8 protein-coding genes and 1 pseudogene are annotated in these 13,799 nt (G+C 48.8%); 3 read left to right on the top strand and 6 right to left on the bottom strand.

The genetic code is table 11. The features are described 5' to 3' along the window. Positions 1–81 precede the first annotated feature (81 nt). On the top strand, positions 82–636 hold the full coding sequence (locus ACTJJJ_RS06525; RefSeq protein WP_188929465.1) for a dihydrofolate reductase family protein: 555 nt from the start codon (positions 82–84) through the stop codon (positions 634–636). Positions 637–882: 246 nt separating this feature from the next. On the opposite strand, the gene ACTJJJ_RS06520 is transcribed toward ACTJJJ_RS06525, so the two are convergent. The 6 genes and pseudogenes from ACTJJJ_RS06520 to ACTJJJ_RS06495 form a co-directional block, all read right to left on the bottom strand. After that, positions 883–1,797, bottom strand: a complete 915-nt coding sequence (locus ACTJJJ_RS06520) for a metallophosphoesterase family protein (protein ID WP_440701679.1) — start codon at positions 1,795–1,797, stop codon at positions 883–885. Beyond that, on the bottom strand, positions 1,788–3,578 hold the full coding sequence (locus ACTJJJ_RS06515; RefSeq protein ID WP_188929469.1) for a RagB/SusD family nutrient uptake outer membrane protein: 1,791 nt from the start codon (positions 3,576–3,578) through the stop codon (positions 1,788–1,790). The genes ACTJJJ_RS06520 and ACTJJJ_RS06515 overlap by 10 nt, the downstream gene beginning before the upstream one ends. Positions 3,579–3,598: 20 nt before the next feature. Then, on the bottom strand, positions 3,599–6,973 hold the full coding sequence (locus ACTJJJ_RS06510; protein WP_426294374.1) for a TonB-dependent receptor: 3,375 nt from the start codon (positions 6,971–6,973) through the stop codon (positions 3,599–3,601). 228 nt (positions 6,974–7,201) lie between these two features. After that, the gene (locus ACTJJJ_RS06505; protein WP_188929471.1) at positions 7,202–8,341 is read right to left on the bottom strand and encodes a FecR family protein; all 1,140 of its coding nucleotides are present in this window, start codon (positions 8,339–8,341) and stop codon (positions 7,202–7,204) included. A gap of 83 nt (positions 8,342–8,424) precedes the next feature. Next, positions 8,425–8,982, bottom strand: coding sequence for an RNA polymerase sigma-70 factor (locus ACTJJJ_RS06500; RefSeq protein ID WP_188929473.1), 558 nt, complete (start codon positions 8,980–8,982; stop codon positions 8,425–8,427). A 254-nt stretch (positions 8,983–9,236) separates the two neighbouring features. After that, a pseudogene (locus ACTJJJ_RS06495) lies at positions 9,237–10,983 on the bottom strand (xanthine dehydrogenase family protein molybdopterin-binding subunit); the annotation flags it as partial. Between the two features lie 295 nt (positions 10,984–11,278). Between ACTJJJ_RS06495 and ACTJJJ_RS06490 the strand changes: the two are divergent. Together ACTJJJ_RS06490 and ACTJJJ_RS06485 are read left to right on the top strand one after the other, a co-directional pair. Next, a complete protein-coding gene (locus tag ACTJJJ_RS06490) occupies positions 11,279–12,568 on the top strand; it encodes an epoxide hydrolase family protein (protein WP_426294375.1) in 1,290 nt (429 codons plus the stop codon). Positions 12,569–12,735: 167 nt separating this feature from the next. Next, positions 12,736–13,785, top strand: a complete 1,050-nt coding sequence (locus ACTJJJ_RS06485) for an alpha/beta fold hydrolase (RefSeq protein WP_188929477.1) — start codon at positions 12,736–12,738, stop codon at positions 13,783–13,785. Positions 13,786–13,799: the final 14 nt, after the last annotated feature.

Here is a 13,799-nt window from a genome sequence, read left to right as displayed (position 1 = left end):
GTTCAGAATGGCTTCACAACATGGTACTGCGTTGCGCTATTTTTGTGCCGGTTCGAAGTATATTCATTAAATACTAATGGTATGAGAAAGGTAATAGCAGCAATCAATATGACACTTGACGGGGTTTGCGATCATACGTCTGTCAATCCGGATGAGGAAATCCACGAGCATTACCGTGAACTGCTGAAAAGCGGGGACGTTGCCTTGTACGGAAGGATAACCTATCAACTAATGGAATATTGGAAAAACGTTGTTGAAAATCCGACCGGCGACAAGGCAATGGATGACTTTGCAATAGCCATAGACCGCATTCCAAAAGTCGTCTTTTCCCGCACGCTGACAAACGTCGATTGGGAAAGTGCAAGGGTTGCAACGAGGGACCTGAAAGAAGAAGTGCTGGCGCTCAAAGAAAAACCCGGCCATGATATTTTAGTGGGCAGCCGGAGTTTGATCATCGCATTAATAAATCTTGGCCTTCTCGATGAGTTCCAGCTAATGGTTCATCCCGTCATCGCCGGGCACGGTTTACTATTGTTCGACAAGATCAATGAGAGGACGCTTTTAAAGCTCATGAAGACGAAAACCTTCGATTCCGGCGCGGTATTACATTATTATGAAGTTGGAAAGAAACAGTGAAACCGATATCTCCCGAATTGAAAACAACGCTGGTCATATCAGACTTTCGACTTTGATAAATTTGAAACTGAGCGTGACGGTGGGAGATCGCGCAAGACTTGACGAAACGGATTCGCAAAGAGCGGATTGCGCAATTTGTGGGAAATCGATAAGAGACCAAACAAGGGAAGATGGATTGCTCCGTCTTCCCTTGTTTTACCGATGTTACTAACGTTTCGGATAGGCTTTCGATACGGCGGCTACATCTTAGTACGTGTGAGTGAAATACTCGTTTTCCACGCTTCCGTCTTCGTATAATTTCAGGATGGCATATCCCGGAGGTGTTTCCTGGTAGTAAGTCGGTCGGGCAGATTTTGCGTCGCCTTTGCCCCACCAAAAACCGCTCATGGCGCCGTTGCAATAATATTCGACACCGTTGTACCAGGCCCTGTCAAGCAAATGCTGATGACCGCTCAGACATACTTTCACTTTATCCTTGTGTTGATAAAACAGCTGCCTCAACGCCACGTGGTCCTTGTGCTGGCCACCTTCCCAGGAACCGGTGACGGTCAGGATAGGGTAATGCGACATGAGTAGCACATAGGTACCCGACGGGGTATTTTCTAATTCTTTTTTCAGCCACTCCATTTGTTCCTGGTCTAGGGAAATGCCCTTGTTATTTCCGTCAAGGATGATGAAATGCCAGTTTTCTTTGGTAAAACTGTAATACCGGTTCGGCATTCCCGCCCGCTCCACCACGTACGGAACCCCGTACATTTTATCGTCTTTTGACGGGGTCGCCCACCAGGGATCATGGTTGCCGACGCAACTATGGACCTCATAACCTTTAAGCTGTTCTACGCAATCGTCCCATGCCTTCCACTGCTCCAACACCCGCTCTTTGGTGATATCGTTGTAATCCTTGGCATGTATCATGTCACCTCCGTTCAGGAAAAAGTCAACTTTCTTGCTTTTGATCTCTTCAAGGCACTTTTTGAATCGTTGCGGAATATTTTCTTCCGGCCGGATATGCACGTCCGTGATATGTGCGACGGTTAACGCCGGCTTTTTCCGCGCATTTGGCTTCTTTTCACCATTGGAAAGTCGATCTCCCGCTGCGATGGCAGAAATGCCAAAAGGTATATTACTTAAAAAACTTCGCCTCTTCATTTTCATTCCCATCCTGTGGACTGTTTTAAGTTTTTATTAAGAATCGTTTGCTCTAGGGGAATCGGAAAGTAATAGTATTTCGATTCGATGAAGTTTCTTGGTTGCTGCTTGTCCCGACCAAACATGATGTGGCCGGAAGTAGCCTGAGAGAGATAGAAGCTACCGTCCGAAAGGTAGTATTTGACAATTTTAGCCCTCACATCGGCAGGCAGTCCCGCCAGGGGAGCTTCTTCCCCGACTGCTTTAAGGATGGCAATGTCTTCGACGCCGTCGCCGGTGACGTCCAGGGCTCCGAGCGAGGGCACATAAATACCCCGGGAGTCCTGGCCAAGCAGCGCGCCGCTCTTCCAGCGATAAAGATCATCGAAACGCAGTCCTTCACAGGCCATTTCGGTCCGCCGCTCGCGACGTATTTCCAGTATCACTCCTTTGCCTGCGCCCATTACCCCGGGGTAGCGGCCGGCCAAATAGGGATCGGGAGATGTATTTGCCGCTGATAGATTTAGGTCAGGCATCTTGACACGACGTCTCAGAAGATTGATTGTCTTGTCCAGATCACTTTGTGTAATGGTGCCCAGCTCTGCCTTTGCCTCTGCATTAACCAATAGTACTTCGGCATAACGAAAAATGGGTAAATCCGTATAGTTCAAACCCCAGCCTCCTCTTAACGCCGGGTCGCGGGGATAGAATTTGAGTTGAAGATAACCTCCGAAACTAGGCTTGATCACATAAGGCGTGTTGGTAGTCGGCACGTTGGAGAATCCGGGGGGCATGATCGTTTCTGCCATCCGCGGATCGCGGTTTCGGAACACTTCTGTGAACGTTTTTTTGTCGTATCCAGCCTGTGAAGTAAATGCTGTGCCGTCGCTCATCAGAAATTCATTGGCTAGACTTCCGCTTAGCGCCCATTGCCAATCCAGCACCACGTGGGTGTTGTTGGCAACGCCTTCCTCCTTGCTGTTTTTCTGAAAAAATATGACCTCTTTATTTGCTGACAGGTTATTGCTTGAAAACAAAGTACGAAAGTCAACAGCGCCATTTCCGGTGTTATGAATCTCAAAGCCACCCTCATCCATGATTTTCTGAGAAGCGGTTACGGCCCTTTCGAGAAAGCGGGATGCAGTGCCTTTTAAACCCAGCTCGTCGTGATAAGCCCTGTAAGTACCTTCATGCAGGGCTACTCTCGACAGGAGTGCAAGCGCTGCCCACCGGGTAATCATCGTCTTATTGGTACGTGCCGGTAAAACATTGGCGGCTGCAAATTCAAGGTCATTCATGAGAGAGTCGACAACCACAACCCTAGGGTCCTTTGCCTTGTAGAGCATTTCCTCGTCGTCGGTTCCCATTACGTGCGAGTACCAGGGCACATCGCCGTACCGTTTCACCATCCGGTAGTAGAATAGCGCACGGAAAAAGCGGGCAACGCCTATGTAGTGGTTGATCACCGAGGCGTCCCCGGTGGTCTTTGAGGTGTTGTCGAGCATGTAATTGATACGGCGTAGCTCGCCCCAAGTGTTCCAGCCGCCGACGTTTCCAGGCGTAATGCCGCCGCGTATAAGGTTGTCCGTTTCATTTCCACCCGTATTGATGGAGATATTATCGGAATACAGGTCCTCCCAGCTGGCACCCAAATTTCCATAAAAGCCGTTGGTGTAGGTTTCAAGGTCGGCGGGGGTATTGAAGAAATCTTCTTTGGTAATAGCCGTTTGCGGGTTTCTCTGAAGAAAATCATCGTCACAGGACGGCAACAGGAAAACGCCCGTTAAGATTATGGCATATTGGATTACTTTCATTTCAGTAAGGAATTTCAGTGTTAGAAATTAAAATTTAACCCGCAGGAATAGGTGCGCTGGAAAGGGTAGGCCGCATTTCCAAATGATTCGGGATCCAGGCTGACTTTGAGGTGGGATATTTCAAAAATGTTTTCTACGCTAATGTAAAAACGGACTTTATCCAGTTTTGCCTTCCTGAGAAGCGTTTGCGGCAGGCTGTATCCGAGCGTGAGGTTTTTCAGGCGGGCGTAGGCAGCATTTTGCATATAGCGCTTGTTCGGTATCCCCAGTTGCTCCATATTGTCCTCGGCAGCATAGGCACGCAGAGCGGGAAAATAGGCGCCGGGGTTTTCGGGTGTCCAGTGATCCATGTTCTGTACGGTCACATTGGTCCACGGCTGAGAATACACACCCCAGAAATAGATATTGGAGCCGCCGGGATACCAGTCGCGCTTGCCGATTCCCTGCACAAACGCGCGGATGTCAAATCCTTTCCAGCCTCCCGACAGATCGATTCCATAGGACAGGCGTGGACTGGTGTTACCAATTTTGTACAAGTCGCCGGGATTATCGACAGTGCTGTTGCCTTTGTCGACGACCCCGTCGTTGTTACGGTCTTTAAATTTGGGATCCCCCACAAAAAACTGATAAGATTGATCGTCGGTCCCCATTGCTCTTTGGTCGGGATGGTTTTTCAACTCTTCCTCATTCTGAAAAAAGCCTTCGATTTCCGCTCCCCAGATTTCACCGATCTGCTGGCCAACATAATAATTGCTGAGCAATCTGGTGGGGTTGTCAAACCGGGTGATTTTGGTACGGTTGTCGGCAAGCGATAAGTTCACATTGTAAAAAAACGGAGATCCGGCAAGTTGGCCCTTATCCCGCCAGTTTAGCCGGAGTTCCCATCCGTCGGTTTTAAGGTCACCGGCATTGACGCGCGGCACTCCGGTACCGAAAACGGCGGGAAGCGTCTTTCCGGCAATGAGCATATCCCTTGTGTAACGGGTATATTTATCGAAATTGAATTCGAGCCTATTGCTGAAAAAGGCCACATCGACACCCGCGTTAAGGGTGGAAATTGTCTCCCAGCTGAAATTATCGGATACCGCACCAGGCGCATTTACGGTCGTGGGACGTCCGGTTCCCAGTACCTGCCCTGCCTGTGAGCTGGTCATGGTAGGGATATAGTCGTAATTTCCTACCGCACTCTGGTTCCCTAAGGAGCCGTATGAGCCTCTTATTTTAAACAAATCCAGCTTTAAGGCATTTCTTACAGGGGTGAAAAACCGCTCTTCCGATATCACCCATCCCGCGGAAGCCGACGGAAAGAAACCCCACCTTCTGTTTTCGGGGAACCGGGATGTACCATCATACCTTCCGTTCAATTCCAGCAGGTAGCGGTTTTTGTAATTGTAGGCCAATCTGTAAAATAGCCCCCGAAGCGCGTAATCACCGATATTCTCTGATACCTGCATGGTGCCCGTGCTCAATCCTATCGATGGAAGTGCATTGGCAATAAGGTTGTTGCGTCGCGCGGTGTAGGTTTTTGCAATCCTGTATTCCTGGTTATAACCAACAAGCCCCTGAATGAAATGACTTCCGATATTTGTATGAAAATCGGTATAGAGGTTGTATACCGTATAATTGGTATTGGTGCTGCTATTCTGTGCCCAGGTGGTAGTGCTGCCGGCAAACGCCACCGGGTTGTTGGGTCCTGTTTTGTATCCTATCGGGATGTCAAATGAGTTTGTAAAAGATGCTCCGCGCCTGAATGTGGCTTCGCCTTTCACATCCCACACGTCTTTGATCAATGCGGCATTAAAAGAAAAAGTAGTCTGAAAATCATTGGTTTTGGTTTCAGCCCTACCGCCTTCCGCTAACCTCCCCAATAAACCGGCGCCTGCGGAGGTCCAGCTTCCATCAGGATTTTTAGGAACGTCCAGCGAGCTGGTCCTGTTTACATTCCAAAAGAAATCACCATTGATAAATACCGGCGTATCATAGTTGCTTCCCGTCAAAAGGGTGTTGTTAGAGAATGTAAGCCATTTGGTTGCGTTCAAATCTACTTTTCCGCGTGCATTATAGCGGTGATAGACGTCGTTCCCGTAGCGTAGCATCCCATCCTGCCGGTAATAGTCACCTGAAAAATAGTAGCTTACCTTATCTGATTTTTTTGATAAGCTTAAATTGGTATTATAGGTAGGCGCATTGCTCAGATACGCCTCTTTCATCCAGTCGGTGGCGCCATAATAAGCCCAATTGGCCGGATTGGTGGGATTGGGAATCACGGCTGGCAATGAGGGATTGGCCGACCGCTCTTTCGCATACTCGCGTACTGCATCCGGGAACAGGTTGTAAAGAGGTACTGCCGCATCGTGTTTGTATTGCATCACGAGGTATGGATCGGTTACCAGTTCCGGCAATTTCCCTACCGTTCTGATCGCCATATTGGCATTGAGGGTAACGTTCATTTTGTTGCCTTTGGCTGTCTTGGTGGTAATAAGCACCACCCCAAAAGCGGCACGGGCACCGTAAATGGCTGCCGCGGCGGCATCTTTTAAAACCGACACTGTCTCAATGTCGTTGGGATTGAACAATGCGATTTCGCTCATCGTGAATGGCACATTGTCGACCAGTATTAACGGCTCGCCACCATTGATGCTGGTAAAACCACGGATGTTGAAACTGGCGGCGGTAGTAGCCCGCCCGTTACTTAGCGCGATATTCAGGTTTGGAATCAACCCCTGCAATCCCGCGCCAAGACTTGTAAGCGGCCGGCTTTCCAGCTGCTGCGCTGTAACAGCGTCCACGGCACCGGTAAGATTTGCCTTTTTCTGAACACCGAACCCAACCACGACAACCTCATTCAGGTTTTTGTCCCCGGGAACCAGGCTAATCCGCAGCTGGCCGGCGGCAGGCGCCTTTACTTCCTGGGTTATGTAACCGATGAAAGAGATGACGAGGATTGAATTTTCGGTAACCTCAATAGCAAACCTGCCGTCCTCGTCGCTCGTTGTACCCGAGTTGCTGCCTTTTACACGGATATTAGCTCCTGGTAGTGGCTCTCCCGTCTCATTCCTGATTTCTCCTTTCAATAGATCGGGCAAGCTGGCCGGGCTGAGAGAGCTGATCACCACCAGGTTGTTGTTGAGGACTTTATAGTAAAGTGAGCTGTTTTTCAACGCGTTGTCCAATACGTGCTGAATAGATTGATTTTCAACTTCGACATCTACTCTGGCATTTTTCGGCAGCTTCGTGTCCTCGTACAAAAAACGGTAATCGGTCTGCCTTTGAAGCATGGAAAACAGCTGCTTCAATTCTATATTTTTAGCTTTAATGCTAACCTTGTTCTGTCCGTAGCCTATTGCAGAGACTTGCAAACACACTACAATCGACAGTATTGCAGTTAAATTCATGACAATGAGCAGTTTGCGAAATTTGGCATGGTTATCCCATAACGATTGGGGCACAATCATTTTTTTCATAATTTTACAGTCCTTAAAGTTTAATAAATGATACAGACGTCCGCTCAAAGAAGTATTGTATCGTTTTTTGAAATGATTAAGCATTGAAAGAGATGTTAGCGCATCTCTTTTTTTGTGCAAAAGGGCGGGTCAGCGTTTAGCCATAGGGTAGGGTTTAGGTTATTTAATGATTATGGTCCTTCCATTCTGTTCAAAATGGAAAGGAATGATCAGCTGCAATGCCCGGAGCGCTTCCTCTATCCCTTCATTGTTGAAAACGCCGGAGAATTTTCTTTGCCTCAGTTCCTGGTCATTAATCTGAATATCAACATTGTACCATTTTTCCATTTTGTCGATCACCTCCGTAAAAGGTTCATTGTCGAACACGAGTACATTGCTCACCCATGATACTTCCGGTATCACGTTCGCCAGCGAGCTTTCTTTTAAAGCTGAGATCCGGTAATGGGCTTTGGTTTTCGGAATATGCTCTTTTACGCGTTCTGCGGCAACGGGGTGTAACGCAGGATCTGTTTCAGCATCGCCGAGGTCTATCGTGATCTTTTCATTCGGCTTCAACTGTATTTTGTGGTCGGGTCGGGCGAGCTCGGTAAGCTCCACCGATCCTCGGATCAGGGAAGTCTCAACTTGATCGCTTTTAGGGTAACTCCTAACATTAAACGCAGTTCCCTTGACGAGAATGTTTACACCCCTGGCGTGCACGGTCAGCGGCACGTTGGCGTTGTGGGCCACATCAAAGAAAGCTTCTCCGGTGAGGGTAATTTCTCTTTTATATTTCCCGAAATCATTGTTGTAGGTCAGCCGACTTTCACCGTTGAGCCATACGCAGGTGCCATCCGGCAGTATTTTTTTCAGGCGTTTGCCGCGTACCGTTTGCAACACCAGGTTTTGCGGCTTTATTTCCGGGGAGACGACTGCCTGATCCTGTTTTCTGCTCCATCCGGTATAGTAAATTGCAGAAGTGGCTACGAGCAGGATGCTGGCCGCAATGGATAGCCACCTTCCGTGTTTGGTATATTTGAAAGCGAAGGGCTTACGAGGGCGTGGTGCGTGCAAATTTTCCCAATTTCCTTCGGGCAACTCGTCTTCCAGCTTTTGCCGGAGATTTTGCCAGGCTTTGTGCTTGTCACCCGCGTCTGTTCTGACAGGTTGGGAGCGTTGAAAATAGAAACTGTATAGCTCGACCTTATGGGCCAGTTCGGGGTCATTTTTCAAGTGACCATCCAATAATGTAATTTCTTCCTGGGTGGCCTCTCCGGCGAGCTTTCGCGCAATCAGTTTCCAGATTTGATCGTTTGTCATTGGTGTTAGTTCAGATAGGGCCTCTGAACTAAGGATCCAAAAACGGAGAGGATCACCTAAGCGTCGGGAGATTTTTTTAAAATTTATTGATTCAGCAGAAAACCAATGGACTCGGTGATTTTTTTTGTCGCGATAGCCATTTGAGCGTCAATCGTTTTGACTGAAATATCCAAGATTTGGGCAATCTCTTTGTATTTAAGGCCGTCCTCGCGAACCATCTTAAAAATAACCTTGCATTTGGGAGGCAAGCTTTCAATCGCGCGCTCAATCTGCCTGACAGTTTCGTCAGAGATCAGTAGTTCTTCGGGAGATGGCGTGCTGGTTACTTCATGATCAATCACTAAATCGTCCCAGCTGGTATCATACCTGCGGTTGTCGCGAGCGACTGTTTTGAGTGAAAGGTTTTTTGTTGACACATACAGGTAGACCTGCACATTATTGACTTCCGGTAACCGGCCGCGGTTACGCCATAGGTTGACAAAAGTATCGAGTACAACTTCCTCGGCAGTCTCCTTGTTTTTGAGAATCGCATATGCACATGCAAGCAAAAAGTCATAGAGATGAAAAAACAGATTCCGGAAGGCTGATTGGTCGTCAAACAGGGCGATTCGCTCAGTCCAATATCGAAGCTGTTCCTTCATCGGAGACGGGTTTAGTATATATTAACGATAGACTGGGTTTGTATCCGTTGCTTGGCATGTTTTGCGGAATTATCGTAGTATACAGCTGTTTATTACGGTATTTTCCCGTTGCACTAATCGTTTGTGATGTCTTCCTATGAGCTAGATATTGTCCTGTAAATATATATTTAACTTTTAAATTTTAAAAAAGCGTGTCTATAAAGTAATGATTTTTTAAAAACTGCCTCTACGTGGATTTCCCAGTCTGAGCTGTATCAAATCACCTTATCCATTTCCGGTTGAAAAGGTTGATTATAAAACCGCCTGCCTTTGTTTTTATAAAGCGCATTGGCCACTGCGCCAAACACGGGTGGGAACGGAGGCTCGCCCAGGCCGGTCGGATCTATGTCGTTTTGCACAAAGTGGACTTCTATCTTTTTCGGCGCTTCGTTATGCCGAATAATGCGGTAACTGTTGAAATTGCTTTGCTGCGGGGCGCCGTCCTTGTGGGTCAATGCGCCATAAAACGCATTGCCAATCCCATCTACTACCGCTCCTTGAACCATATTTGTTGCGGCATCCGGGTTTACGACGATACCACAGTCCATCGCGCTAAACACGCGCTCTACATACGGTTGGTCGTTCCGGGTCACCATGTCCACCACATGGGCCGCGTAGGAATTGTGGCAGAAGTAAGCGGCCACACCCCGGTTGTATTTCTCATTACCCGGCTTGCCCCAGTTGGATTTGTCACGAACCAGTTTCAGCACGCCGGCGTACCGGTCCGCGTCGTACTCGTTGTTTTTGCCTACCGGATTTTCTTTGGCCCTTTTCAAAAGCGCTAACCTGAACTCAATCGAGTCTTTGCCCATAGCTTCGGCCACTTCATCGAGAAATGATTGCTCAGCGGCGGCGTTGAAATTCGAACGAGGTGCCCTGAAAGCGCCTATTGTGATATTGGACGCGATCTGCCAGCCTTCGGCCAGGTAGTTATCTACTGCTCCGGCTGGGAAACGGTTGGCATGCACCGGATGCTCAGGGATGCCGCCTCCTTTGACGTGGAAGGCAATCAGGTTTTTGTCCGCATCCAGGGCCGCCCGATAAGTGGCCGTGTACATCGGCCGGTAAATGCCGTAGGTCATATCGTCCTCACGGATGTACATAAGTTTCACCGGCGCTTTCAGCTTTCTGGAAATCAGGGCTGCTTCGGAGAGGTAATGTCCGTAGGCCCTGCGACCAAAGCCGCCGCCCATGCGGGTCATTTGTATTTCAATTTTTTCGGGAGGAAGGTTAAAGATCTTTGCGAGCGTAGGCTCGATCCACCCGGGCGCTTGCAATGGCCCCACCAGAAGCGCTTTTTCCTCGGTAACATGGGCGAAGAAATTCATCGGTTCCATGCAGTTGTGGGCAAGAAATGGCGCATTATAGGTACGCTCGATTACTTGTGCCGCATTCTTGAAAGCTGTTTCAGGATCACCGTCCTTTCTCAGTTGCTGGGCTGGCTTTTTGGCATATTCCTGCATCTGCTCCATTTGCTTGTTTGTGCTTTCAAGCGCCCCCGGAACGACGACCTCACGTTTGCCGCTTCTGCCTGCCATGGTGTCTTTGATCTCACCTGCTGGTTCCCAGTTGGTGATCAGCTTTTTGCGGGCATTCATGACCTCCCAGGTGCTATTACCCACCACCACCAGCAGTTCATTGAATGTACGGGTGTCGAACCCGCCCTGCTCAAAGCCCTCTTCGTATAATTTCAGGCTGAAAACATCTTTAATGCCCGGCATTTTGAGTGTTTCCGCGGCATCAAAGGATTTTAGTTTCATTCCAAATGCCGGCGGGTGCTGGATCATCGCGATCAGCATGCCATCCACCCGGTAGTCCAGTCCAAAAACCGGCTTCCCGGTGACGATCTTTTGCCCTTCTACATTTTTTTGATGTTCTGACAATGGTAAAATCTTTGGGTGCTTTCAGTTGCAGGTCTTTCGGTACAGGCAGGGTGGCAGCTTTGGTGGCCATGTCGCCATATTATTCGGTTGTCGAATTCATCGTATTCAGCACGCCGCCATGCCGATAGGCAATGCGAGAGGGAAAAGTTAAGTTACGAAGTTTCCTTTTTTGCTTAGAAAAGATTGTATACAAATTCCTGATTCTTCTACCAATATTCCTGATTTGCCAGCCCCGACTATTGACGAGTCTTTTTTACCGCCGGATATGCCTGGTTCGGAAGCAACATTGTCCACTTTACTTATTTGCTGATGGGTCGGCAAATAGGCCTCCGATACTTTTGAGCCAAGAATTAAAAAACTCAAACAGTAGGACAATGAAAACGCAAATAACCGCCCTTATGGGTAAAACATTGATTGGCGCACTGCTATTTTCCGGTGTACCTGTATTTGCACAAAATACGCCGGGCGACGGGGCGTCCGCCTCGATACGGCCCTACCATGTTAAGGTTTCCGAAGAAGCCGTGGCAGATCTCCGAAAACGTGTATTGAATACGCGCTGGGCTGAAAAAGAAACGGTGTCGGACCGCTCCCAGGGTGTGCAATTGGCCAAGATGAAAGAACTGGTTGAATATTGGGGTAACGGTTACGACTGGCGAAAAGCAGAAGCCAGGCTCAACGCCTTGCCTCAGTTCATTACCAATATCGACGGAATCGACATTCAGTTTATCCATGTACGATCGAAAAATCCGAAGGCACTACCAATGGTCATCACCCACGGATGGCCCGGTTCGGTCTTTGAGCTTTTGAAAATTATTGAACCACTTACAAACCCGGAGGCTTACGGCGGCAAGGCGGAAGATGCCTTTGACGTTGTGATTCCCTCCATGCCGGGCTACGGCTTCTCCGGCAAACCGACCGGTACAGGATGGGGTGCCGACCGCATCGGCCGGGCCTGGGATGTTTTGATGAAACGATTAGGCTATAAAACGTATGTTTCGAGCGGTGGCGACTGGGGATCGGTAGTAGCCGACCGAATGGCCGCACAAAAACCTGAGGGTTTGTTAGGTATTCATGTAAATATGCCGGCGACCGTTCCGCCCGACATCGCCAAACTGCTCGCGAGCGGCGGTCCCGCTCCGGCAGGTTTGTCTGCCAAAGAAAAGGCTGCTTACAACTCATTAAATCATTTATATACAAGAGGTGGTGGTTATGCGGGCATTATGGTAACCCGTCCGCAGACGATCGGATACAGCTTATCCGACTCACCGGTTGGCCTCGCCGCTTTCTTCTACGACAAGTTTGCGGACTGGACGTTCAGCGGAGGCAACCCTGAAAAATCGCTTACCAAAGATGAAATGCTGGATGACATATCGCTATACTGGCTCACCAACACGGCCACATCGGGAGCACAATTGTATTGGGAGAATAATGCCAACAATTTCAACGCAGTAGACATCTCCATTCCTGCTGCCATTACCGTGTTCCCGGGCGAAATATACCAGGCTCCCAAAAGCTGGGCCGAAAAAAGCTACCATAAGCTTATTTACTTTCACGAGGTAACCAAGGGCGGTCACTTTGCACAGTGGGAAGAGCCGCAACTGTTTGCCGAGGAATTGCGGGCTGCCTTCAAATCATTGAGACAAGATAAGATTGTTGGCAAGTAACGATTGACACGTAAACCGCGAGGGCAGGTCCGGTTCGAAATACCACCTGCCCGAATCAGCCCTTTATTCGTCCACTTCAAGCCGTTTCCACAGTCATTTAAAGATCCGGGACATTAGTTTTAAGCCATTGGAACGAACTATTTTTAAAGATTTTAAACAAAATACAAATGAAAACGCACCTGAATTTCAAACGCAACATAATCGGAAGTTTGGCCTTCGTATTGACTGGATTGTCCTTTTTCGGCGCATCGCCGGTAACCGCGAAGTCCGGTAAGCATGCGACAGTCATCGCCGGACAAACAAATCCGGCCGGTAGTCCATTTGATCGTATCAAACACATTGAAGCCGGTGTGCTCAATGTGGGTTATGTAGAAGCCGGTCCGGCCGATGGGAAGCCTGTGCTCCTTATTCATGGCTGGCCTTATGACATTTACAGCTATAAGGAAGTGTCGGAAATATTGGCGGCGAAGGGCTTCCGGGTACTGATACCCTACCTGCGTGGTTATGGCAGCACGGAATTTCTTTCATCGGAAACGCCGCGTAACGGGCAGCAAGCAGCCCTGGCGGTGGATATGATCGCGTTTATGGATGCCTTGAAAATTAAGAATGCGATTGTGGGAGGTTTTGACTGGGGTGCGCGCACGGCAGACATCATGGCGGCGCTATGGCCGGAGCGGGTCCAGGGACTTGTATCGGTGAGCGGCTATCTGATCGGCAGCCAGCAAGGTAACAAGGCACCTTTGAGTCCAAAAGCGGAGTTACTATGGTGGTACCAATACTATTTCGCCACCGAGCGTGGGGCGGCAGGTTATCAGGCGAATACAGCCGAATTTAACAAATTGATCTGGCAGACAGCTTCACCAACCTGGCATTTCAGTGAGGAAACTTACAACCATTCAGCCGACTCATTCAAAAATCCGGATCATGTAAAAATAGTCGTAGACAACTATCGTTGGCGACTGGGCCTGACCAAAGGCGAGGCCAAATACGATCAACTGGAAACGAAGCTGGCGACAATGCCCGACATTACAGTGCCATCTATAACACTTGAAGGCGATGCAAACGGTGCACCGCACCCGGATCCGAGCACCTACGCGGTCCGATTCAAAGGGAAATATATCCACCGCACCATCACGGGTGGAATAGGCCATAACCTACCCCAGGAAGCGCCCAAAGCATTTGCAGACGCGATTTTGGAGGTGGCTGGTTGGATTTGAAAAAGGGTGTTGGC

Origin of the sequence: Dyadobacter sp. 22481 (assembly GCF_052044875.1) — a bacterium.
GTDB classification, from domain to species: domain Bacteria; phylum Bacteroidota; class Bacteroidia; order Cytophagales; family Spirosomataceae; genus Dyadobacter; species Dyadobacter endophyticus.
The sequence above is the reverse complement of the archived record's forward strand: the minus strand, read 5'-3'. Positions and strand labels throughout refer to the sequence as shown.